The organism is Dellaglioa algida DSM 15638 (genome assembly GCF_001434695.1).
Classification (GTDB): domain Bacteria; phylum Bacillota; class Bacilli; order Lactobacillales; family Lactobacillaceae; genus Dellaglioa; species Dellaglioa algida.
The window spans coordinates 309562-333197 of the sequence record NZ_AZDI01000001.1; the positions used below are offsets into that span (position 1 = coordinate 309562).

At 35.8% G+C, this 23636-nt stretch carries 23 protein-coding genes; 2 read left to right on the forward strand and 21 right to left on the reverse strand.

Translation table 11 applies throughout. The annotated features are described in order from the left end of the window. Positions 1–4 precede the first annotated feature (4 nt). The 17 genes from FC66_RS01585 to FC66_RS01665 form a co-directional block, all read right to left on the reverse strand. On the reverse strand, positions 5–310 hold the full coding sequence (locus tag FC66_RS01585) for a L7Ae/L30e/S12e/Gadd45 family ribosomal protein (protein ID WP_057973619.1): 306 nt from the start codon (positions 308–310) through the stop codon (positions 5–7). Continuing rightward, positions 300–599, reverse strand: a complete 300-nt coding sequence (gene rnpM / locus FC66_RS01590) for an RNase P modulator RnpM (protein WP_057973620.1) — start codon at positions 597–599, stop codon at positions 300–302. Before rnpM ends, FC66_RS01585 begins: the two co-directional genes overlap by 11 nt. Before the next feature lie 43 nt (positions 600–642). Next, entirely contained in the window at positions 643–1719 is a 1077-nt protein-coding gene (gene nusA, locus FC66_RS01595) for a transcription termination factor NusA (RefSeq protein WP_057973621.1), read from the reverse strand. Positions 1720–1748: 29 nt separating this feature from the next. After that, positions 1749–2222: a ribosome maturation factor RimP gene (gene rimP / locus FC66_RS01600; RefSeq protein ID WP_057973622.1), complete on the reverse strand. Its 474-nt coding sequence runs from the start codon at positions 2220–2222 to the stop codon at positions 1749–1751. Positions 2223–2361: 139 nt separating this feature from the next. Continuing rightward, positions 2362–6705 (reverse strand): PolC-type DNA polymerase III, encoded by a 4344-nt coding sequence (locus FC66_RS01605; RefSeq protein WP_057973623.1) that lies wholly within the window; start codon positions 6703–6705, stop codon positions 2362–2364. Between the two features lie 72 nt (positions 6706–6777). After that, the gene (locus FC66_RS01610) at positions 6778–8493 is read right to left on the reverse strand and encodes a proline--tRNA ligase (protein ID WP_057973624.1); all 1716 of its coding nucleotides are present in this window, start codon (positions 8491–8493) and stop codon (positions 6778–6780) included. A 23-nt stretch (positions 8494–8516) separates the two neighbouring features. Further along, positions 8517–9788, reverse strand: coding sequence for an RIP metalloprotease RseP (rseP, locus tag FC66_RS01615; protein WP_057973625.1), 1272 nt, complete (start codon positions 9786–9788; stop codon positions 8517–8519). A 24-nt stretch (positions 9789–9812) separates the two neighbouring features. Further along, on the reverse strand, positions 9813–10607 hold the full coding sequence (locus FC66_RS01620; RefSeq protein WP_057973626.1) for a phosphatidate cytidylyltransferase: 795 nt from the start codon (positions 10605–10607) through the stop codon (positions 9813–9815). Positions 10608–10617: 10 nt separating this feature from the next. Next, positions 10618–11385, reverse strand: coding sequence for an isoprenyl transferase (locus tag FC66_RS01625; protein WP_057973627.1), 768 nt, complete (start codon positions 11383–11385; stop codon positions 10618–10620). A gap of 86 nt (positions 11386–11471) precedes the next feature. Continuing rightward, positions 11472–12035, reverse strand: a complete 564-nt coding sequence (gene frr, locus FC66_RS01630; RefSeq protein WP_057973628.1) for a ribosome recycling factor — start codon at positions 12033–12035, stop codon at positions 11472–11474. Then, positions 12036–12758 (reverse strand): UMP kinase, encoded by a 723-nt coding sequence (gene pyrH / locus FC66_RS01635; RefSeq protein WP_057973629.1) that lies wholly within the window; start codon positions 12756–12758, stop codon positions 12036–12038. A 133-nt stretch (positions 12759–12891) separates the two neighbouring features. Beyond that, positions 12892–13767, reverse strand: a complete 876-nt coding sequence (gene tsf / locus FC66_RS01640; RefSeq protein WP_057973630.1) for a translation elongation factor Ts — start codon at positions 13765–13767, stop codon at positions 12892–12894. A gap of 108 nt (positions 13768–13875) precedes the next feature. Next, complete coding sequence (gene rpsB / locus FC66_RS01645; protein WP_057973631.1) at positions 13876–14667, reverse strand: 30S ribosomal protein S2; 792 nt, start codon at positions 14665–14667, stop codon at positions 13876–13878. A gap of 163 nt (positions 14668–14830) precedes the next feature. Continuing rightward, complete coding sequence (locus tag FC66_RS01650) at positions 14831–15820, reverse strand: D-2-hydroxyacid dehydrogenase (RefSeq protein ID WP_057973632.1); 990 nt, start codon at positions 15818–15820, stop codon at positions 14831–14833. A gap of 31 nt (positions 15821–15851) precedes the next feature. Further along, entirely contained in the window at positions 15852–16844 is a 993-nt protein-coding gene (locus tag FC66_RS01655) for a D-2-hydroxyacid dehydrogenase (RefSeq protein ID WP_057973633.1), read from the reverse strand. 32 nt (positions 16845–16876) lie between these two features. After that, positions 16877–17152 (reverse strand): GIY-YIG nuclease family protein, encoded by a 276-nt coding sequence (locus tag FC66_RS01660; protein ID WP_057973634.1) that lies wholly within the window; start codon positions 17150–17152, stop codon positions 16877–16879. Then, complete coding sequence (locus FC66_RS01665; protein ID WP_057973635.1) at positions 17142–17888, reverse strand: tRNA1(Val) (adenine(37)-N6)-methyltransferase; 747 nt, start codon at positions 17886–17888, stop codon at positions 17142–17144. Before FC66_RS01665 ends, FC66_RS01660 begins: the two co-directional genes overlap by 11 nt. Before the next feature lie 104 nt (positions 17889–17992). On the opposite strand from FC66_RS01665, the gene FC66_RS01670 reads away from it, so the two are divergent. After that, positions 17993–18616: a lysophospholipid acyltransferase family protein gene (locus tag FC66_RS01670; RefSeq protein ID WP_057973636.1), complete on the forward strand. Its 624-nt coding sequence runs from the start codon at positions 17993–17995 to the stop codon at positions 18614–18616. A gap of 41 nt (positions 18617–18657) precedes the next feature. Here FC66_RS01670 and FC66_RS01675 read toward each other — a convergent pair whose 3' ends face one another. The 4 genes from FC66_RS01675 to FC66_RS01690 form a co-directional block, all read right to left on the reverse strand. After that, positions 18658–20445, reverse strand: coding sequence for an ABC transporter ATP-binding protein (locus FC66_RS01675; RefSeq protein WP_057973637.1), 1788 nt, complete (start codon positions 20443–20445; stop codon positions 18658–18660). After that, positions 20442–22196, reverse strand: a complete 1755-nt coding sequence (locus tag FC66_RS01680) for an ABC transporter ATP-binding protein (protein ID WP_057973638.1) — start codon at positions 22194–22196, stop codon at positions 20442–20444. Before FC66_RS01680 ends, FC66_RS01675 begins: the two co-directional genes overlap by 4 nt. A gap of 69 nt (positions 22197–22265) precedes the next feature. Then, positions 22266–22502, reverse strand: coding sequence for a YneF family protein (locus FC66_RS01685; protein WP_057973639.1), 237 nt, complete (start codon positions 22500–22502; stop codon positions 22266–22268). 95 nt (positions 22503–22597) lie between these two features. Further along, complete coding sequence (locus FC66_RS01690; RefSeq protein WP_057973640.1) at positions 22598–22840, reverse strand: DUF896 domain-containing protein; 243 nt, start codon at positions 22838–22840, stop codon at positions 22598–22600. A 147-nt stretch (positions 22841–22987) separates the two neighbouring features. On the opposite strand from FC66_RS01690, the gene lexA reads away from it, so the two are divergent. Then, positions 22988–23608: a transcriptional repressor LexA gene (gene lexA / locus FC66_RS01695; protein WP_057973641.1), complete on the forward strand. Its 621-nt coding sequence runs from the start codon at positions 22988–22990 to the stop codon at positions 23606–23608. Positions 23609–23636 lie beyond the last annotated feature (28 nt).

Consider the following 23636-nt stretch of genomic DNA (forward strand, 5'->3'; position numbering starts at 1 on the left):
CCTTCTATATATCCATTAAGTCACACATCCTTCTGCTAAAACCCTTATCGGTAATAGCATAAACCGTGCGCTGTTGTCCAACGGCTTCGCTTAAAATGGCTTTTGAAAAGCCAACATATAATTTCACATTATAACTGTTACACTTATCTGTTACTTTTTTTAAAGTCGCTTGTCCACAATCTTCAGAGAGAATAACCAATTTCGCTTTATTCTTTCTGACAGCATTTAACACTAATCCTTCACCAGTCACTAACATTCCTGCGCGTCTGGTCAAACCTAGCATTTGTAAGAATTTTTGACTATTTTCCATCTTTAAACAATTCTCGTCTAGCTACCTGATGATCAACGTATTCAACAAGTTCTTCATAAAATGAATCGTCAATTTTGATACCAAACGCTTTATTAAACGTTCTTTCTTTTTGTGCCTTCTTAGCCACGTCTACATCAAGAAAAATATAAGCGCCACGGCCTGGCTTTTTACCAGTTGGATCCAAAGATACTTCATTTTCTTTATTTTTCACAACACGAACAAGCTCTTTTTTGGGTTTCATTTCACCCGTAACGATATCTTTCCGCATTGGAATTTTACGATTAATCATTTTAATTTGCCTCCAAATCAATTACCGATCAATTTTGGTCGGCTTATTCGTTTGTTTCAGAAACTGATTTTTCTTTACTACTATTAACCATATCAGATTCAGATTTAATATCAATTTTAAATGTTGTTAATTTTGCGGCTAATCGTGCATTTTGACCTTTTTTACCAATTGCCAATGATAATTGATGATCTGGTACCACAACTGTACATGCATGATCGTTTTCTGGATTGAAAATGACATCAACGACTTCTGCGGGGTTTAATGCATTCGCAATGTATTTTGCGGGATCTTCATTCCATTCCACAATATCCATATTTTCGCCTTTTAATTCGTTAACAATTGTTTGGACGCGTTGACCCTTAGGACCAACACAAGTACCAACAGCGTCAATATCTGGGTTGTTTGAACGAACAGCAACCTTAGCACGATCGCCAGCTTCACGTGCAATTGAAACAATTTCAACTGTTCCATCATAAATTTCAGGAACTTCTTGTTCAAATAATCGTTTTAATAAATCAGGATGTGAACGGCTAACAAAAACTTGAGGTCCCTTAGCAGCATTCTCAACTTTTGTAATATAAACTTTTATACGATCATGCGGATTAAAGCTTTCGCCAGGAATTTGGTCGATTTTAGCCAATACGGCTTCCACCTTACCTAAATTCACATAAATATAGCGATTATCATGGCGTTCTACCTCACCACTAACAATTTCATTTTCGTATTGAATATATTGGTCGTAAACAATACTGCGTTCCGCTTCACGTACACGTTGCATAATAACTTGTTTAGCCGTTTGTGCGGCAATTCGACCGAAATCTTTAGGCGTTACTTCAAAGCGGATTGAATCTCCAACTTCATAGGCTTTATTGATATCTAAAGCATCCGTCAAACTAACTTCAAGACGTGAATCAAAAACTTCTTCAACAACTTCTTTAACGGCATAAACTGAAATATTGCCTTTTTTTGAATCAAACTCGACTTCAACATTTTGTGCTTGATTATAATGACGTTTGTATGCTGAAACAAGTGCTGCCTCAATAGCGTCAATAATTACTTCTTTTTTGATACCCTTTTCTTCTTCTAGCACTGTTAGTGCGCTTAATAATTCTTTACTCATCTTTAGTTTACTCCTTTATAAAAAAATGTTTAAAATTTAATAGCTAGACGTGCTTTAGCTATCTTTTGACGAGGAATAACAATTGTTCGCTTACGCGTTTTATCCATGTAATCAATTGTTAATTCATCCGTTGTTAAATTAGTCAATGTTCCCTGAAAAATCTTGGCATTATTCATTGGCTCATATAACGATACGTTAACATATTGATTCACGGCTCTTTCAAAATCTTTTTCTTTTTTCAAAGGTCTTTCAGCACCAGGTGATGAAACCTCTAAAAAGTATGCTTGTGGGATTGGATCCGGATTAATCTCATCTAATTTTTCGCTTAAAACATCGCTGACAGCGACACATTCTTCAATTTTAATGCCTTCAGGCTTATCAATGTAAACTCTTAAAAACCAACTTGGGCCTTCTTTAACGAATTCAATGTCAACCAATTCAATATTTTGTTCATCGACAATTGGTTGAACTAGCTCTGTGACAGTCTCTATAACAGTACTCACACGGTACCCTCCTTACATTTTTCCAATAAAAAGAGTGAGCATCGCTGCTCACTCAAACAAGATATCAAAATACTTTCTTTAATATAGCATAATTTTCTGAAAACATCAACAAACTGCCTAGTTATCACTTTTTCAATTTTCAGAAAAACGCTTCATCAAAAATTGATAATTGATTTTCATCAGGCAATGCCTTTAAAACATTATTTTCAGTCATATACTCAATTAAAGACTTAGAAACCTTACCACGCTTAGCTAAATCTTCTTTAGATAAAAATGGACGTTCTTCACGAGCAGCAATAATTTGTTTGGCAACGTTATTACCAAGGCCCGGTACAGCTCTAAATGGCGCAATTAATTTATTACCATCGATTAACCAGTTCGAATCATCTGATTTATCTAAGTCAATCATCCCAAATTCAAATCCACGTTCGAGCATTTCATTACCTAATTCAAGGACGGTCAACAAGTTTTTTTCTTTTGTCGATGCGTCCATTCCCTTATCAGTAATTTCTTTCATAGATTTTTTCACAGCTTCTTTGCCATGCGACATAGCAACTAAGTCAAAATCATCTGCCCTAACACTAAAGTAAGCACAATAATATAACATTGGAAAATAAACCTTATAATAGGCAATCCGTAATGCCATCAAAATATAGGCAGCCGCATGCGCTTTAGGGAACATATACTTAATTTTCAAACAGGCGCCAATGTACCAATTAGGAATTTTTGCTTCTTTCATCTCGGCCTGATAATCATCAGAAATACCCTTGCCTTTTCGAACCCCTTCCATGATATTGAACGCACTACCGGCTTCCATTCCCATGTGAATAAGGCCCATCATAATATCATCACGACAACCAATAACTTCTGACATCGTAATTGTTCCATCTGATATCAGTTCTTCGGCATTACCTAACCAAACATCCGTTCCATGTGATAAACCAGATATTTTTAATAGCTCGGCAAAGGTTTTTGGTTTCGTTTCTTCAAGCATTCCACGCACAAATCGCGTTCCAAATTCTGGAATACCTAATGTTCCCGTTTTAGAGAATATCTCGTCACTAGTTACCCCAAGTACTTCAGGCCCTTGGAATATCTGCATAACACCTTTATCGTCGGTAGGAATCGTTTTAGGGTCAACCCCCGATAAATCTTGCAGCATTCTAATCATGGTTGGATCATCATGACCAAGAATATCTAATTTCAAGATATTATCATGAATCGAATGAAAATCAAAATGAGTTGTTTTCCATTCCGAAGTTGCATCATCCGCCGGGTATTGAATGGGGGAAAAATCATAGACATCCATATAGTTCGGTACAACTAAGATACCACCAGGATGTTGACCGGTCGTCCGTTTAACGCCGGTTGATCCCTTAGCTAGCCGATCTATTTCTGCATTTCTAAATGTGGCCCCAGTATCACGTTCATACCCTTTGACATACCCGTAAGCTGTCTTATCAGCAACAGTTCCAATTGTTCCAGCTCGGAAAACGTAATCCTCGCCAAATAGTACTTTTGTATAATTATGCGCAATAGCTTGATAATCACCTGAGAAGTTCAAATCAATATCGGGAACTTTATCTCCATAAAATCCAAGGAAAGTTTCAAATGGAATATCATGCCCATCTTTATCTAAAGGCGTGTCACACTTAGGACAATTTTGATCCGGTAAATCAAACCCAGATCCGAATTCACCTTTTTCATAAAAGTGTGAATATTTACACTTTGGACAGCGGTAATGTGGAGGTAATGGATTTATTTCAGTTATCCCTGTCATTGTTGCAACAAAACTTGACCCAACTGACCCACGAGAACCTACCAAATAACCATCTTTATTGGATTTATGAACTAATTTTTGTGAAATTAGATAAATAACTGAAAATTCATTATCGATAATACTAGTTAATTCCTTATCAATTCGTTTAACAACTGTCTCAGGCAGTTCTTCACCATAAAGTTCATGGGCACGATTGTAAGTTAGTTGTTTGATTTCTTCTTCAGAACCGTCAATCTTTGGTGCATATAATCGGTCTTTTACTGGTGAAATATCATCGTCAATCAAATCGGCGATTAAATTTGTATTAGTAACCACAATTTCTTTTGCAACATCTGCACCCAGGAAGTTAAGTCCTTCTAACATTTCGCCCGTTGTTCTGAAATGTGCATCCGGTAGAATAGAACGGTTTAACGGATTGGCACCACCCATTGAATTAACAAGAATTTTACGATAAATGCTATCTTCGGGATTAAGATAATGGACATCTCCTGTTGCAACAACGGGTTTATCCATTTCATGTCCTAAATCAACAATATTTTGTAAAATTTCTTCCAGATTCTGATTATCTTTAATGAGCTCTTGATGTATCAATGGTTCGTATAAAGGTTTAGGCTGAATTTCTAAATAATCGTAAAATTTCGCCTTCTCTTTAGCTTCTTCCATTCCTTTTTGCATCATTGCCGTGAATACTTCACCGGAATCACAAGCGGATCCGACGATAATCCCCTCACGATATTTATTCAACTCACTTCGAGGAATACGTGGCATCCGGTAGAAATAATCAATCATAGAGGTTGAAACCAATTTAAACATATTTTTGAGACCTTCTTGAGTCGTTGCAAGTAGCGTAACGTGAAAAGGTCGTGCTTGTTTATAAGCATCGTGCTCACCCATATGGTCATTCAATTGAATATGTGATTGGATATCAAATCGTTCTCTGGCATCTTTGAGGAATAGGTGACACAAAAGACCAGTTGTCTCAGCATCATATATGGCCCGATGATGATGTTCCAAATTAACGTTGAATTTTTTAGCAAGCGTATTCAATCTAAATCCTTTAAGTTCAGGATGTAAAAATCTTGCTAACGTTAACGTATCGATAATAGGGTTTTGCATTGGTTCCATACCATGGCGCTCGTAACCAGTATTCATAAAGCCAATATCAAAGCTTGCATTATGAGCAACTAAAATACTGTCTTCTGAGAATTCTCTAAATAATTTAAAAACTTCCTCTTCAGACTTAGATCCATGAACCATTTCATCTGTAATTGATGTTAAGTTAGTCGTCGTTTCCGATAAATGATGACCTGGATCAATAAATTCATCAAATTCTTCAATCACATTACCTTTACTCATTTTAACCGCGGCCAATTCGATAACTTTATCAAATCGCGCAGATAAACCAGTTGTTTCCGTATCAAAGGTTACATATGTTGCCTCTTCTAAATTGATGTCTTTATCATTAAATGCGATAGGAATTCCGTCATCAACGACATTTGCCTCAACACCATATAAAATTTTAACATTATTTTTCTTTCCTGCCGCATGTGCCTCGGGAAATCCTTGTAATCCAGAATGATCGGTAATTGCAATGGCTTTTTGTCCCCATTTACTGGCCTGTTTGACGTAGTCCGTAATTGAATTTGTTGCATCCATTTGACTCATGTTTGAGTGTAAATGTAATTCAACACGACGTTCATCATCCGGCGCAGTTTCTTGACGACTTTGATGGTCAACTTGGTTAATATCGTAGGCGTTCACAACCAAATCTCGCATAAAGTTATCTTCTTGAACAGCACCCCGAACTCTGACCCATTCTTTTTCTTGGATAGCCGCGAACATTGCTTCGTCCTGTTCATCGCGAGAGAATTTTTTTACGGTCATAGACGAACTATAATCTGTCATTTTGATAATCATTAATTGTCGTTCAGATTTAAGTGTTCGAATTTCTTTAGAGAAAATATACCCTTCAATAATAACCGAACGTTCTTCTTCAACAATTTCTACCATGCGTTTTGCGGGCTCTTTTGTACTAATTTTTTTACCCATTTGAACTGGTCCATTAATGATTGTTTGAGAATCAACTTTTTTCTTTTCATTTTGTTTTTGAATTGTTTCAGTTGCCTTCTGCATCATAATGACATCTTGTGCTTCTTTTCGTTGTTTAATCTCTTCAATTTTTTCTTGGGATTTTGATTCATCCAATAACGTATTAATACTCATCTGTGGAAATCCAATCATTTGGTAGGCCAATTCAATTGGTCCTAATGCTTGACTAGTTAAGAACGTTTTAACAATCTCATTCTCTGCCATTAGCATAACGCGATTATCATCGAGGTAAGGCACATTGCCTTGGAAAAGTTCTTGAACCAAAGAAGAATTAGCATCACTATTTTGAACGGCCCATGCCCAATAATCGCCAAGAAGCTGGTTAGTCACTTGAGGCCGGTCAACTTTCATGGTTACTTTTGTTTTTGCAATATCTTTAAACGTAACCGCGATTTTATTTACCAAATCGTTAAATAACGCGAATGGTAATATATCAGGTGTCATTAATTGAAATTCCCACTGCTTTGATTTCTCATGAACGGTTACCGTTGCAATTTCAATTGAACTGAGGATTTCATCATCATATTGGTTAGTCGTCTTAAAATTAATTTGTTCTAACAACTTATTAAATAGTTCTTTATGATTAAGCGCCAAATTATTTGCTCCTTTTCTAAAAATGAAAAAGAGACTGAGTCAAAATTATATTTTGAACTCAATCCTCTTCAACTAGTTTTGATTTTCTTCTTTAAGCAAAATTGAAATAGAACTTTCTAACTCGTCTTTTGTTACTTCAATGGTTTCACCATTTCGACGTAATTTAACTTCAACAATACCATCAGCTGCTTTTTTACCGACGGTAATTCGAACGGGTAAACCGATTAAATCTGAATCAGCAAACTTCACGCCTGCACGTTCTTTACGGTCATCAAGTAAGACCTTGTATCCATTTTCAGTCATTTTTTTATCAATCTCATTTGCTAAGGCCATTTGTTCGTCGTTCTTAGCATTAATTGGAATGACATGTACGTCGTATGGCGCGATGCTTCTAGGCCATACTAATCCATTTTCATCAGCTTGTTGCTCAGCGATAGCCGCAAGTAATCGACTCACACCGATTCCATAACAGCCTAAAATAACTGGTTTTTCACGACCATTGTCATCCAGAATATTTGCGCCAAGTGATTCCGAATAGCGCGTGCCAATTTTGAAGATATGACCTATTTCAATTCCCTTTGTGAATTTCAATTCGCCTTCTCCTTCGGGAGAAACTTCACCCTCTTGAGCTAAGCGTAAATCTGTAAATTCATCTACACGATAGTCGCGTTCAATATTTGCATTCAAAAAATGGAATCCAGTTAAGTTAGCGCCAACTGCGACGTTAACCATACCTTTAATACCTTCATCAGCAATAATTTTAACATCTTCTGAAACGCCAACAGGGCCAAGTGACCCGAATTCAGCACCTAATACTTCCGCAACGTCTGAATCAGTTGCCATTCGTAAAAAATTAGCATTCAGGGCATTTTTTAATTTAATTTCATTTAAAATATCATTTCCACGCATTAAAACCATGACCGGTTTTTCATCCGAGATAAATAATAACGATTTTATTAAATTATCAGTTGCCGTTTCAATAAATGTCGCTAATTCATCAATTGTTTTAACATTTGGTGTTTCTATTTTTTCAATATCTTTAATTGCTTCATGCGTATTCTTATACGTTTTTAAGCTTTTTGCCATTTCCAAGTTGGCGGCATAATCACTTTTATCGGAATAAACAATTGTATCTTCACCAATATCCGAAATTGCCATAAATTCTTTTGAATCATTACCACCCATTGCACCGGCATCCCCGATAATACCTCTAAAATCAAGACCACAACGTTCAAAAATATTTTGGTAAGCTCGGTTCATTTTTTGGTATGTATCATTTAAACTTTCTTCATCCGCATGGAATGAATAGCCGTCTTTCATTAAAAATTCACGACCTCTTAAAATACCAAATCGTGGTCTATTTTCATCACGATATTTTTGTTGGATTTGGAACATTGTAAGTGGTAATTTTTTATAAGATTTAATTTCATCGCGAACTAGAGAAGTAAATGTTTCTTCGTGCGTTGGTCCCAGAATAAAGTTTCGCTCATGACGATCATTTAATTTAAATAAAGTATCACCATAAGTTTCATAACGACCCGTTTTTTCCCATAATTCAGCTGGAATAATGGCCGGTACAAGCATCTCTACTGCCCCAATTGCTTCCATTTCTTCACGGATTATAGCTTCAATTTTTCTGATAACTGAAAAAGCTAATGGCAAGTAACTGTACATTCCGGCGGATACTTGTCGGATATAGCCAGCTCGTAGCATCATTTGATGACTAATAACCTCAGCATCACTTGGAACTTCCTTCATTGTTGGTATTAATAGTTGCGATTGTTTCATACTGTTTTATTCTCCTTTTTCTTTTAAAAGAAATAACGTTGAATATCGTTCCACGTTACTAGTATCATTAAAATCATTAAAAATGCGAACCCAATTAACGTGATCATACCTTCTTTTTCAGGTGAAATAGGTTTACCACGGATACCTTCAATAATATTTAAGACTAACTTACCACCATCCAACGCAGGAATTGGTAATAAATTCACAATTCCTAAGTTAATTGATAAGAACGCAAGCAATGAAATAACACTCGTTAATCCATAACTTGCCGCATTTGATGTTACAGCATAAATGGCAACTGGTCCACCAAAATCATTCAGGCTCACGCCCTTCGTAAACATGCCTATCAATACGGCGATAATACTTGAAACAACAGCCCATGATTGCGTAAAACCATAAGTAATTTTATTGACAAATGAGCGATTCAACTTAACCGTAATACCAATTTTACCAGTCTTAGTCGAATCATTCTTACTTGCTTCAGGCGTAATCATGATTTTTTGAGTTGTATCATTTCTGACAACCTCTAAAGCTATTTTCTTATTCGGTTGTGCACTGATTGCCGTGGTTAATTCTGTCCAATTTGACGTTTTCTTACCAGCGACTGACACAATTTTGTCATCAGCTTTTAGACCCGCTTTTTGCGCAACAGAGTTTTCTTGAACTGTTCCAATTTGGTTTAAATCAGTTGCAACGCCACCTTGCATGAAGGCTAATAAGATAAAGGCAACAATAGCCAATAAGAAATTATTCATTGGGCCGGCAAAATTAGTTAAAATTCGATTCCAAAGCGTAGCAGATTGAAATTGAACATCTTCAGGGGCAATCTGAATCTCTGTCCCATCTTTTTCTATAATCAATGCGTCATGATCAACATTGTATTTTTTTATTTCATCTTCATTACCATTTTCATACCCCGAAATCCAGAGATTTTTTTGTAAATCGCTATCAAGATACTCAATTGGGATACCATTATATAATGTTGTTTTTTTACTTGTGTTAATTTTTATAACCTTATTATGTTCGTCCAGTATCAAACTCATCGGCATACCGGGTTTTAAATCTTCATCTTCATCATCGGCAATGCCTGCCATTCGGACATAACCACCAAGAGGTAAAATTCTTAACGTATATGTCGTGCTACCTCGATGAAATGAAAGTAGTTTTGGTCCCATACCAATCGAAAATTCACGAACTAAAATTCCAGCACGTTTTGCAAAATAGTAATGACCAAATTCATGAATCACAACTAAAATTCCAAAAACGATAATAAATGTAATAATCGTTTTAATCATGTGAATCCTCCCCCTTTTAGTTTGTTACATTAAACCAAATAAGTGCATAATTGGCCAAACAAAAATTAAACTATCAAATCTGTCTAAAATACCACCATGACCAGGTAAAATACGGCCAGAGTCTTTAACACCATAAAAACGCTTGAATGCAGATTCAACTAAATCTCCACATTGACCAAACACCGAAAGAATCAATGTAATTAAGATCATAATTGGAAATGAATGATTCTGTGGGAAGAAGTAGACAAAAACACTTCCTAACAACGTTGCCATCAGCGTTCCGCCAATTGATCCTTCCCATGTCTTATTTGGGCTAATATGCGGTGCCAATTTATTTTTACCAAACTTACGACCAAATAGGTAGGCACCTGTATCCGTTGTCCAAATGACAATTAAAATGTATGCCAATGTCATTAATCCATCAAAGTTATCACCTCTGGCTGCAATGAAATAATGAAATCCCATTCCAACATATAATGAGCTTAAAACAAATACGCCAGCATCATCAAATGAAAAACGGTTCTTTGATGCAACCATGTACATTAATAACAGCGCAGCGAGAAAGTAAAATACATTTACGGATGAAATATTACCTGGTAAAAACGCAAACCACTTATTTGGTGCAATGACAGTTAATGTCATCAAAAGTCCTAATGTTGCTTCAGGTGAGACTAATAATTTTTTCTTCATTACAAATACTTCTGAAATACCAATACACCCTAAAATTAACGCAAAAATTTGTAAAGGTAATCCACCGATAATAACTAGTGGTATAAAAACACAGAGTGCCACGATTGCTGTAATTACGCGCTGTCTCATAAAAATTCTCCTATTCTTTTATGCCACCGAAGCGACGATCTCTTTTTTGATAATTAAATATTGCGTCTTTCAAGGCATCCTCGGAAAAGTCTGGCCATAGTGTGTCAGTAAAGACCAACTCACTATAAGCTATTTGCCACAATAAGAAATTAGAAATTCTTTCTTCACCACTGGTCCTGATTAATAGCTCCGGATCATTATAAGGCGCTAAATTAGCAGTCATTAAATACCGATCAATTGTTTTATCAGTAATATCAGCTACATCTATTTTTCCTTTAGTTGCATCAGCTGCTATCTCTTGCATCGCCGTTACAATTTCTGCTCGTCCACCGTAGTTTAATGCGAAATTAAGAATCATCCCCGTATTGTTTTTAGTATCTTCAATCGCCTTACGAACGGCAATTTTCGTTTCATTGGGTAATTGGTCAATATATCCCATAACATTAACTTTGACGTTTTTCTCAATTAATTCAGGCACAAATTTATCAAAGAAAGTCCCGGGCAAGCTCATTAAGTAATTAACTTCAGTTTCAGGTCGTTTCCAATTTTCGGTGGAAAACGCATAAAGCGTTAATACTTTAATGCCTAAATCACTTGCAGCCATTGTAACAGTTTTTACGGTATCCATACCCGTTTTATGTCCAGCAATTCTGGGCAAGTGTCGTTTTTTCGCCCAACGTCCATTACCATCCATTATAACAGCAACATGATTAGGCATTTTATTTGGATCTAATTGAATCTCTTCACTCGTTTTATTTTTCTTCAAATTAAAAACCATATTGTACCTCCAAGAATAGTTACATGTTCTATTGTAGCAAAAAAACAGGCACAAAACGACGCCTGTCTTAAAATAAAGCTATTTATTTAAACTGCTAAAATTTCTTTTTCTTTATCTGCTTGGATACCGTCAACATTTTTAATTGAAGCATTTGTGACATCTTGCGCTTGTTTTTCTAAATCGCGCAAATCATCTTCAGTTAAATCTCCGTTTTTTTCAGATTTCTTCAAGGCATCAACAGAGTCGCGCCTAATATTACGAATAACAACCTTAGCATTTTCTGCTTCAGCTTTAACGTCTTTAGCTAATTCTTTACGACGTTCTTCTGTTAGTTGAGGAATAACCAAACGAATGGCCGAGCCATCATTTGAAGGACTAATTCCTAAATCAGCAACTAATATACCATGTTCAATATCTTTCAATGCACTTTTATCAAATGGTGTAATCAAAAGCACGCGAGCTTCTGGCACTGAAATTTGTGCAACTTGGTTAAGTGGTGTTGGTGCACCATAATAATCAACCGTTACGTTATTTAATAGACTCGCATTTGCTCGTCCTGCACGGATATTACCAAGATTTTTTTGAAGTGAAACTTCAGCCTTTGCCATTTTATCTTGAGCATCAACTAGAATAGGTTCTGTAATTTTCATTTATTTTCCCCTGACGGTTGTCCCGATAGCTTCACCGAGAACTACTTTTTTTATGTTTCCTGGTTCATTTAAATTAAACACAACTAACGGAATATCGTTATCCATTGATAACGTACTTGCCGTTGTATCCATAACTTGTAAGTTTTTATTAATAATATCTAAATGCGTTAATTCTTCAAATTTAGTTGCAGAATCATCTTTTTGAGGATCAGCTGAATAGACACCATCAACACCATTTTTTGCCATTAAGATAACATCCGCATTAATTTCTGCGGCTCTTAGTGCAGAAGTTGTGTCCGTTGAAAAGTATGGTGACCCCGTACCAGCAGCAAAGATAACAACGCGACCTTTTTCAAGATGACGAACGGCTTTGCGTCGGATATATGGTTCAGCAATTTGACGCATTTCAATAGCAGTTTGAACTCGCGTTGGCACACCTACAGATTCAAGGTTATCCTGTAGTGCCAATGCATTCATAACTGTTCCCAACATGCCTATGTAATCTGCTTGTGCGCGTTCCATACCCATTGCTGCTCCGGCTTCACCGCGCCACATATTACCACCACCGACAACAATAGCAACTTCAACGCCCATTTCTTGAATTTCTTTTAATTCTTCGGCAACTTTTCGAATTACAGGCGGATTAATCCCAAATCCTTGTTCTCCGGCCAATGCTTCGCCACTTAACTTCAACATAACACGTCGATACTTAACGTCTGACATTCACTGTTCCTCCTACGATCTATTTACAACTATTTTACCATATCTTAAACGCAATTAATAATTCAATTTATCCCAAAAACGATTTATAAAAAAAGTTTGTGCAATTAAGCACAAACTTTTAGTAACGAAAGAATTATTTAATTTGGCCCATAACTTCGTCAACGAAGTTATTTTCTTTCTTTTCAAGACCTTCTCCAACTTCATATCGGACGAATAATTTAACTTTTCCGCCTTTTGAAGCAACATATTTAGCAACTGTCATATCAGGATCTTTAACAAAATCTTGATCATCAAGACTAATATCAGCTAAGTATTTATTTAAACGGCCTTCAACCATTTTTTCAATGATATTAGCAGGTTTACCTTCATTAGCAGCTTCTTTAGAAAGGACTTCTTTTTCATGTGCTAGTTCTTCAGCAGGTACTTGTTCGCGAGACACATACTTAGGATTGATTGCTGCAACATGCATAGCAACATCTTTAGCAGTTGCTTCGTCAGCATCAGTAACGACAACAAGTGTTGAGATTGAACCACCCATATGTGAGTAAGAACCAAAACTTTCGTTGTCAGTTTTTTCAACTAATTCAAAACGACGTAATGAAATTTTTTCACCAATAACTTGTGTTGCTTCGATTAAATCATCATTGATTGTTCCACGGTCTGTTTTAATTGTAAGTGCTTCTGCAACATCTTTAGGATGTGCTTCTGCAATTTTAGTTGCAATTAATTTAACAAGTGTTTTAAATTGTTCGTTTTGGGCAACAAAGTCTGTTTCTGCATTAACTTCAACGATAGCCGCAAAGTTACCAGAAAATTGAACATCAGATAAACCTTCAGCTGCAACACGATCACTCTTTTTAGCAGCTTTAGCCATCCCTTTTTCACGAAGGAAATCGATTGCTTTTTGCATGTCACCGTCAACTTCAACGAGTGCTTTTTTTGCGTCCATCATACCAACACCAGTTGTATCACGTAATTCTTTAACTTGAGAAGCAGAAATATTTGCCATTTGTATGGCCTCCTTATTTAAATAATCATTTTATTTAATATCTAAAAAAACTGCCTCAAAAGAAAGGGCCATTACAGTACCTAATTTTGAGACAGCCTAATTTATTTACTATTCAGCATCTTTTTTATTGTTTCCGCCTTCAACAGCTTCAACAATATCTTCGATTGAATCTACTTTTTCGTCAGCTTTTTTGAAAGAAGCTTCGTTCACTTCTTCTTTACCTTGATTAGTTTCAATAATAGCATCAGCCATTTTTGCAGTAATCAAACGTACGGCACGAATTGCGTCATCATTTGAAGGGATTTTAACATCGATTTCATCTGGATCACTATTTGTATCAACCATAGCGATGATAGGAATGTTCAATTTTTGAGCTTCCTTAACAGCGATACGTTCTTTACGAGGATCAACAATGAATAATACATCGGGGATACGAGGCATATCTTCAATACCACCCAAGAATTTTTCAAGACGATCTCTACGTTTGATTAATAAAGAAACTTCTTTTTTAGGAAGAACATCAAATGTACCATCTTCGGACATTTTTTTGATTTCCTTAAGACGTTTGATACGTTTTTGGATTGTGTTCCAGTTAGTTAAAGTTCCACCTAACCAACGATGGTTAACAAAGTATTGACCAGCACGTGTTGCTTCTTCTTCAATAGCATCTTGTGCTTGTTTCTTTGTACCAACGAAAAGGACAACACCATCATCTTCAGCAGCTTTTTTCATTGATGCATAAGCAGCATCAACTAATTTAACTGTCTTTTGTAAATCAATGATATAAATACCATTTCTTTCAGTAAAGATGTATGGTTTCATCTTTGGATTCCAGCGACGTGTTTGATGTCCAAAATGAACACCGGCTTCGAGCAATTGTTTCATACTAATAACAGCCATGATGTAGTGCCTCCGAGTAAAAGTTTTATTTTCCTCCCAAGTGTTCAACTGTGCTGAGACTCTCCCGAGCACCCTCAGTCACATCCCACGAGGTGTGAATTGATGTTTAACATCGCCTTTAAGTATACAAAATCTGAAATCAGAACGCAAGTCCTAATTTTAATTACTTAACTTCTGTCTCTACGGCTCCAGTTGTTAAAAATTGCTGTGCACTGTTAAAGGCAATTTCAACCATATTTTTAACTGCCGTTTCGGTATAAAATGCGATATGTGGTGTTAATATAACATTTGTCATACCTAATAGTTCGTTAAACAATGGATCCTCAATATCCACATGACTTAAATCATGATTAAATATCGGATTTTCAAATTCGTAAGTATCTAAAGCAGCCCCACCGACTTGTCCCGATTTTAATGCGTCAATTAGGTCTTCTGTATTAATTAACGTCCCTCTAGCTGTGTTTACAATCAGAACATTTTGTTTCATTTTTGCAAATGTATCGCGATTAAGCATATGTTCATTTTCTTTTGTAGCAGGCGCATGAAGCGTAATAACATCTGCTTGTTCAAATAAATCATCTAATGAGTCAGCATAGAGACCTGCTTCTTTCAATTCGGGTTTTGGATGTAGGTCATATGCAATTACCTTCGCACCAAACCCCTTATAAATATCCATTGCAACACGGCCAATACGGCCTGTTCCAATGACACCAACCGTTAGGCTTCTTAATTCTCTTGAGATGTTAGGTGCCCAACGATAGTCGTTAGCTTTGAGCTTTAAATTAAATTCAGGCGTTTTTCTTAAAAGTTGCATTAATTGCGTGACAGAAAACTCGGCAATTGCGTTAGGCGAGTAAGCCGGAACATTTGTTACCATAATATTATGTTTTTTAGCGGCAACTAAGTCAATATTATCGACCCCTACATTTCGAACAGAGAGAATTCGAATACCCATTTTTTGCATTTCAGAAAATAATACTTCATCGTAAGGAATCGTTTGTAAAGCAATAATACCGTCAAACCCTTTTGCCTGGCTGATAGTATCAATAGTTAATAAGTCTTCAGTAATTTCGACATCAATCTGATTTTTCTGTGCCCATTTTTCGGCAAATCCAACTTCATCTTTTCTCATACCAAATGCGATTAATTTCATAATCCTTTTCCTCCATCTTCAAAGAACAATTTTATTTAAATTTGACTTCTTTATCGGAATGTCCTGTTTCAATTAAATCTTTACTTGCATTCAACGCATCTATCACCATATTTCTAACCGCTGGCTCTGTGTAAAAAGCAGTATGGGGCGTTATCAAAACGTTCTCACGTTGTAATAAATTTTTAAAAGTCCCATTCACTTGCGATTCCTTTAATTTTCTATTAAAGTAATCTGTTTCATTTTCAAGCGTATCTAAAGCGGCTCCCGCAACTTTACCTGAATCTAATGCTCTGATTAGTGCATTGGTATCAATCAATGTTCCCCTAGCCATATTTAAGATATGCACACCATCTTGCATCTTGTTAAATGCCTCATCGTCCAATAAATGATAATTATCTTCAGTTGCTGGACTATGAATAGTGATAACCGTTGATTTCGCATATAACTCTTCAAGGGTATCAACGTAAATACCTTCTTCTTTTAAAGTAGGATTTTGGTAAATATCATATCCAATTACTTTTGCGCCAAATGCTTTAAAAATTTTAATTGCAGTTTGTCCGATTCTCCCCGTACCAATTACACCAATTGTTTGTGTGCGAATTTCTTTTGAAATATCGGGTTCCCAGGTAAAATCATTGTTTTTCATTTTACGATTAAATTGCGGTGTTTTCCTGAAAAGTTCCAACAATTTAGCTATAGAAAGTTCTGCAACAGCACTTGGAGAGTAAGATGGAACGTTCGTCACAATCAACCCATATTGATTGACCGCATCCCCATCAACATTATCAACTCCGGTATTTCTGATTGATAGATACTTAATATTCAAATCACGAATTTTTTTAATTAATTCCGGCGTGTAATCTTTTTGCTGATAGGCAACAATTGCATCATGGTTAGCCGCAAGTTGAACGGTTTTTTCATCTAACAAATCTGGTACAGTTTCTATTTTGATTTGATTATCATTTTCCCATTCCTTAACATATGGTAATTCGTCTTCTCGAATTCCGTAAGCAATAATTTTCATAATGTTAATGACCTCTTTATTTCTTAATTTTTTTAGATTTCAACTGAATGTGCCCTTAAATAAGTAATTTTTTTACTTCTTGATTGATGTTTAAAGGCATATTCTTTTTTTAATGCTTCAGATTTCGTATCAAAAGATTCTTGATAAATCATTTCTAACGGCCGTCTACTTGGCAGCCTTGTATATTTTGCACCCTTACCTGCATTATGTGTTTCGAGTCTTTTTTTAGGATCTGTAGTAAATCCTCCATATAGTGTATCGTCGGCACACAGCAAAACATAAAAATAATATTTTTTATCAGTTTCCATAAACAATCTCATGGACGCTTTGCGTATATTCGTCATTAGCACCGTAAACAACGATCGGTGGCATAATTCTGATACCCGCTGCGTTACCATCTTTAATCGCTTCAATTAAAACCATATTTGCTTCTTTTCCCTCTTTTGGATAAACAAATTGAATTTTTTTAGGCGCTAGTCGATGGTTAACCATTTTACTTAATATTTCAGGCAATCTGTCAGGTCGATGAACAAAAAAAGTTTTACCTTTCATCTTTAACAAACCACTCGTAATTTCCAAAATGTCATCTAAATCAGTCGTGATTTCATGTCTTGCAATTGCCAAATATGGATTAGGATTTCTTGAAGAATCCGGTGTATTAGGAAAGTAAGGTGGGTTGCAAAGTACCGTGTCAATCGAATCCTTTTCAAGATAATCGAACGTCTTTATTAAATCTAACTGTTTAACTTCTATCTGCTGCCCTAAGTGATTTAATTCGATGCTCCGTTCAGCCATATCAGCCAACCGTTCTTGTAATTCAATCTGATAGATATGACCCCTTGTCTTTTGGCTGACAAACATCCCCACTGCACCGTTGCCCGCACATAGGTCAACAATTTTAGTTGAGTCTTTTCTTGAAACCTCTGCAAAATGAGCTAATAGAACAGCATCTAACGAGAAAGAAAAAACGTCTGAACTTTGGATAATTTGAATCTGATTTGAATATAATTGATCAATTCGTTCGTTTTCATTGAGTAAGACCACTTAATCGTCACCCACCTTCTTTATATTTAACTTAAACTTGCAACTTTTAATTCAATTAGTCATACTTACCATACAGAGTTTAAAAATGAAGGGATTGTAGCCACATGTTTTATTCATTCGCGCGAGGCATTGTCAGAATTATTATATTCTTAATCAACGGAAACGCCCACTACATTAATAAAGAAAAATTACCTGAAGGATCTTATATTTTAGTGGGTCCGCATCGAACTTGGTTTGACCCTATTTATTTTGCCCTGGCAGGTAGCCCGAAAAAATTTTCATTTATGGCTAAAAAGGAGCTCTTTGTAAATCCAATTTTACGCTATATCTTAATCCATGCCAATGCTTTTCCTGTTGATCGTGAAAATCCTGGCCCATCAACAATCAAAACACCAGTTAAATTTTTGAAAAAAGGTGACTTATCATTAATTATGTTTCCATCCGGTACGCGTCACTCGGAAGAGTTAAAAGGTGGTTCCCTTCTGATTGCTCGAATGGCACAGGTTCCTTTAGTTCCAGCAGTATACCAGGGTCCATTAACATTTAAACAACTTTTCAGTAGAAAGAGAATAACCGTATCATTTGGCGATCCAATCTACCTTGACAGAAAAACAAAGTTAACCGACGAAGTTCAAGCACAAATGGACACCAAGTTAACCGACGCTTTTAAACAATTAGATATGGAAATAAATCCAGATTTTAAATATGTTGATCCTCATAAAAAATAACGCTTGAAAATCTAAACGATTTTCAAGCGTTATTTTTTTATTTAATCATCTGAAATATTTTGTAGATGATACATATCGAAATATTTACCTTCTAATTTTAGTAATTCTTCATGCGTTCCACGTTCGACAATTTTGCCTTTATCTAACACCAATATTTGATTAGCATCTACGATAGTTGACAACCTGTGTGCAATAACAAGCGTCGTTCTATTTTGTCTCATTTGCTTCAATCCATCTTGGATAAGTTGTTCCGTTTCAGTATCAATATTAGCCGTAGCTTCGTCTAATATTAAAATTTTGGGATTAGTTACGATTGTTCTAGCAAATGAAATTAATTGTTTCTCACCTGAAGAATACGTGGCCCCCCGCTCAACAACTTTCGTTTGGTATCTCTTCGGGAGTTTCTCAATAAACTGGTCTGCATGAACAAATTTAGCAGCCTCTTCAATCTGCCCATTAGTTACATTTTGATTGAGCATTCTAATATTAGATGCAACGGTCCCATAAAATAAGAAAGAATCCTGCAGTACTAATCCCATTTTTTTACGTAACTCATCAGATGAATATTTTTTGATATCTAAATCATCAATTAATATTTGTCCCTCTTGAAAATCGTAAAATCGCATTAATACGTTAATAGTTGAACTCTTCCCACTACCCGTGTGACCAACAAAAGCTAGCGTTTCACCGGGCCGCACCACGAAAGATATATTTTTTAAAACGGCGTTTTCATTATCATACGAAAATGTAACATTCTTAAATTCGATTTTACCGTTAACGATAGTAGCTCCTTTGTCAGGCGTTTGCTGTGGTTCAAGCGTTTGATCATCAAGAACACCAATAATACGACTACCTGCGACAATGCCATCTTGGAATGTCGTTAAGTAATCCATTAAGTTAGTCATTGGATTAAAAAAATTCTGTAAATAAGTTAAAAAAGCATAGACCATTCCAGCCTCGACAAAATGATCTAAACTGTTAATACCGAATAATCCAAGTGTGATAACCACTGCCAACGCATAAAAAAGGCTGATAATTGGTGAAAGTAACAATGAATTAGTTTTAATCATTTCAAATCTTTTTTTCAAATAAAGCTCATTTGTATCTTCGAATTCGCCCTCAATTCGTTCTTCCTGACGGAACTGCTGAATAACATTAATCCCAACAATAGATTCATTCAATTTCGTATTCAACCGACTCAAGTACTCTCTCATTTGTCGATACACCCTTGAACTGAATCGCTGATAATACCATGTTGTTATCATTAGAATTGGCACAAATATCAACGTTATTAACGCTATTTGTGGTTTGGCAATGTACATTGCCACAAACGCCGAGACAAGGGAAAAAATTCCAATAATTAGCGTCATAAATAACGTCCAGAAATCAGCCAACGTCATCGTATCATTGGTAACTCTAGAAACGACAGCTCCAGCAGGAGTCTGATCAAAATACCGCATTCCCAATGTATGAATTTTTTTAAAAAGGACAATCCGAATTTTTTCTAATGTTTTTTCTGCACCCATTGAATACAAATACATCTGAATAAATTGTGTAATTGCTTTTAAAATGACACCTATAAAGTACAGTCCCGCAAATAAAAACATAACATTTAGTGGTGTCGATTTAGACTGAAGATAGTGATCCATATAATATTGTAAAAGTAATGGTAAAAGTATGTTAATCCCGCTTAAAAGTGCCGCAAACAAAATTGCGATTAAAAAGTCCGCCTTAAAGTCTTTTGTATAAGGCAACAATCGCTTTATAACATCCCTTTGTTCCTTCCCACTCATCTCTTTTTGCCAACTAGATTTAGATTTTTCACTCATTGCGATCCACCCCCATCTAACTTATTTTCAAGCTGTTGTTTAGTCGTCATTTGATAGTACCAACCTCTTAACGCCATTAAAGTTTCATGTTGTCCTCGTTCAACTATTGTGCCTTCGTCAATTACAATAATTTCATCGGCGTCCATCACGCTACTCATACGACTTGCAGAGATAATTGTTGTTTTGTTTTGACGTTTTTCTTTGAGTCTGCTTAAAATAATTGATTCCGTTCTAGCATCAACCGCAGATAACGCATCATCTAAAATTAATAATTCTGGATTGATCACTAAGGCACGAGCAATAGCTAATCGTTGCTTTTGTCCACCAGAGAGTGAGATTCCTTGTTCTCCAACTGCAGTTTCATACTGCTGTGGCAAATCTATAATATCAGTATCCAGATCAGCATCAAATGCGGCCATTTCAACATCTTCTTTTGTTAAATCCATGTTGGCAAACCGTATATTATCAAATATAGTCGTTGAAAATAAAAAACTCTCCTGAGGTACGTAACCTATCGATTTAAGATATGCGTCTAAAGCATACTTTTTTATATCTGAATTATTAACTGAGATGGTGCCTTTATAGACATCGAATTCACGAAGAATTAATTTCATGATTGTTGATTTACCAGCACCCGTTTTACCAACTATTCCTAGCGTTTGTCCAGCACCAATATGAAATTTAACATCCCGCAAACTCACACGATTATCATCCGGATAGTTGAAATGATGTATGTCAAAATCAAAAGGTCCCGTTGGCGATTTAGCCAATCCTTGTTTAGTATCAATAATTCCACTGGTCTGATTAAGTAATATTTGTACGCGATCGTAACTTGCATTTCCACGTTCAATTACGTTAAATAATCGACCAATTGCGAACATCGGCCAGACAAGTAATGCAATGTAACTAATAAATGAAATCAGTTGTCCAATCGAAATTACATCATTGGTCACATAATACCCACCAAGAATAATTGTAAAAACATATGATAATCCAATAATTAAACTAGTTATTGGATCAAATAATGCATCTAGAAGATTAACTCTTCTATTAATTTTGATTGTCTCTTGAACTTTTTCTTCAAAATCATTAATATCTTCCTGTTCTTGTCCAAGCGTTTTAATTACTTTAATACCACTAACACTTTCTTGCGTCTTATTATTCAACGTTGAAAATGCGGCCTGCGAGGTGGCAAACGCGGTATGTATTTTAGTTCCCAAAAATCTGGCCATAACCGCTAATAAAGGCAACGGTATTATTGCTAAAATAGTTAACCGCCAATCAATTAAAACAACCATTGCAATGATTGTCGTTCCACCCGTTATAATTGAATCGGCAAAAGTCAAGATACCGGCACCAGCAACCTGTTGAATAGCCGTTAAATCATTGGTAGCATGAGCCATCAGGTCACCTGTCCTATTTTGTTGAAAAAAAGACTGATCCATTTGCATAAAATGTTTAAATAATCTGGTACGTAATATTTTTTCAAGTCGAGCTGCACTCCCCCAAATATTAGTTCGCCAAATATACCGGAAGAGGTATTGTCCTACTGCAACGAAAATAAGAATTCCAACCCAAATAGCTAATTTACGCACTGTTAGTTCATTTCTACTCATGCTATCAACAATGTTTCCAATAATCTTTGGTGGTACAATTTGAAAAATTGCTACTAGAATCAAGAAAAATACGCCAATACCATACGATTTCTTTTCTTGTTTAAAAAACCATCCTAGTTTTCTAAATATGTTCATTTCAAATTCCCCCTTTTTGTGAAAAAAAAACAAGCAAAGAAAACCCTTGCCTGTTTATAAAATATTAAATTATTTTTTTTGTGTGCTATTTTTTGCTTGCGCATTCATTGATGACATCATTTGATGCAATTTCTTTTCAGAAGGTTTTTGGCCCATTTGGACCATCATCATTCTTAACATATCTTCATTGATTGGCGGGTTCTTTTGTAAATACGTTTCCATATATTTACGAGCACCGAAAAATCCTCCGACAAGTCCAACTGCTAACGCAATAACGGCGATTAATATCGTCATTCCCATTGACATAATTCAAGACCCCTTTCCATACACTTCAATCACTAATTCTACACAATTATCACATAAAAGAAAAGGTAAATATGCGTAAAGCGCTAACTATTTTCCTAGTCGTCTCGTAAGCCCTTATCACGTTGAACCTTTTTAACTTTATCGGGTGTTACTTCCTTACCCGTTTTATCATATACTTGCATCATTTCAACACGGCTTCTGAAACTTTCCCTAAATAAAGCAAGATAAGTTTCACGAAGTTCTTTTCTCTCAGCTTCTTCGGCCTTTGTTAAGCCTTCATCTGTTTTACTTTTTGCAGTTAATTCATTAATTCTTGGTGCTAAATCTTCTGGGATCATCAGCTATCACTCCTTAAAATTTCATTAATAATCATAACTGATAATATCATAAAAAACAATTAATTAAATTAACCGAACGTTTGTTTGCAACAAGTAGCCTCATATGCTACTATTAAAGTAATAAATAAGGATGATGAGGTGTACGAAATGACAAAAGCATCTGACAGCAAACAACTTGCGGTCTTGCGCTTTATTCATGAACGAGTAGATACAAAGGGCTACCCGCCAACGGTTAGAGAAATTGGCGAAGCTGTTTCTTTATCTTCAACTTCTACGGTTCATGGACACATTGCTCGACTTGAGAAAAAAGGATTATTAACTAAAGACCCAACAAAACCTAGAGCCATCGAACTTACGCCACTTGGTTTAGACGCCATTGGAATTAATAGTCACGAAAATTTAATTCCAATGGTAGGAACAGTTACGGCTGGTGTCCCTATCTTGGCAGTCGAACAGGTAACGGATTACTTCCCGCTACCACCTGATTTCAACTCTTCGGATGATCTGTTCATGTTAACCATTCGCGGAGAAAGTATGATTAATATCGGTATATTAAATGAAGATCAAGTCATTGTCAGAAAACAATCAAACGCCGAGAACGGTGAAATTGTTATTGCAATGAATGAATTCGACGAGGCAACGTGTAAAAGATTTTTTAAAGAAGAAAATCACTTTCGTCTCCAGCCAGAGAATGATTCAATGGCACCAATCATCTTAGATCAGGTTTCTATTCTGGGTAAGGTTATTGGTCTCTATCGTCATTTTTAATTAAAAAGAGGCTGTGACATAAGTGGTC

What these genes read in the sequence shown, in the direction of transcription:
- FC66_RS01685 (WP_057973639.1), bottom strand. Translation starts at nt 22,502, where the DNA reads ATGTCAATGGGAATGACGATATTAATCGCCGTTATTGCGTTAGCAGTT.
- frr (WP_057973628.1), bottom strand. Translation starts at nt 12,035, where the DNA reads ATGAAAATTACAGAACCTATTCTAGTTGATGCTCAAGATAAAATGGCA.
- tsf (WP_057973630.1), bottom strand. Translation starts at nt 13,767, where the DNA reads ATGGCAAATATTTCTGCTTCTCAAGTTAAAGAATTACGTGATACAACT.
- FC66_RS01675 (WP_057973637.1), bottom strand. Translation starts at nt 20,445, where the DNA reads ATGAGTGAAAAATCTAAATCTAGTTGGCAAAAAGAGATGAGTGGGAAG.
- FC66_RS01670 (WP_057973636.1), top strand. Translation starts at nt 17,993, where the DNA reads ATGTTTTATTCATTCGCGCGAGGCATTGTCAGAATTATTATATTCTTA.
- FC66_RS01680 (WP_057973638.1), bottom strand. Translation starts at nt 22,196, where the DNA reads ATGAACATATTTAGAAAACTAGGATGGTTTTTTAAACAAGAAAAGAAA.
- lexA (WP_057973641.1), top strand. Translation starts at nt 22,988, where the DNA reads ATGACAAAAGCATCTGACAGCAAACAACTTGCGGTCTTGCGCTTTATT.
- rpsB (WP_057973631.1), bottom strand. Translation starts at nt 14,667, where the DNA reads ATGGCTGTTATTAGTATGAAACAATTGCTCGAAGCCGGTGTTCATTTT.
- FC66_RS01610 (WP_057973624.1), bottom strand. Translation starts at nt 8,493, where the DNA reads ATGAAACAATCGCAACTATTAATACCAACAATGAAGGAAGTTCCAAGT.
- nusA (WP_057973621.1), bottom strand. Translation starts at nt 1,719, where the DNA reads ATGAGTAAAGAATTATTAAGCGCACTAACAGTGCTAGAAGAAGAAAAG.
- FC66_RS01625 (WP_057973627.1), bottom strand. Translation starts at nt 11,385, where the DNA reads ATGGTTTTTAATTTGAAGAAAAATAAAACGAGTGAAGAGATTCAATTA.
- FC66_RS01585 (WP_057973619.1), bottom strand. Translation starts at nt 310, where the DNA reads ATGGAAAATAGTCAAAAATTCTTACAAATGCTAGGTTTGACCAGACGC.
- pyrH (WP_057973629.1), bottom strand. Translation starts at nt 12,758, where the DNA reads ATGTCAGACGTTAAGTATCGACGTGTTATGTTGAAGTTAAGTGGCGAA.
- rnpM (WP_057973620.1), bottom strand. Translation starts at nt 599, where the DNA reads ATGATTAATCGTAAAATTCCAATGCGGAAAGATATCGTTACGGGTGAA.
- rseP (WP_057973625.1), bottom strand. Translation starts at nt 9,788, where the DNA reads ATGATTAAAACGATTATTACATTTATTATCGTTTTTGGAATTTTAGTT.
- FC66_RS01660 (WP_057973634.1), bottom strand. Translation starts at nt 17,152, where the DNA reads ATGGAAACTGATAAAAAATATTATTTTTATGTTTTGCTGTGTGCCGAC.
- FC66_RS01620 (WP_057973626.1), bottom strand. Translation starts at nt 10,607, where the DNA reads ATGAGACAGCGCGTAATTACAGCAATCGTGGCACTCTGTGTTTTTATA.
- FC66_RS01690 (WP_057973640.1), bottom strand. Translation starts at nt 22,840, where the DNA reads ATGATCCCAGAAGATTTAGCACCAAGAATTAATGAATTAACTGCAAAA.
- FC66_RS01650 (WP_057973632.1), bottom strand. Translation starts at nt 15,820, where the DNA reads ATGAAATTAATCGCATTTGGTATGAGAAAAGATGAAGTTGGATTTGCC.
- FC66_RS01655 (WP_057973633.1), bottom strand. Translation starts at nt 16,844, where the DNA reads ATGAAAATTATTGCTTACGGAATTCGAGAAGACGAATTACCATATGTT.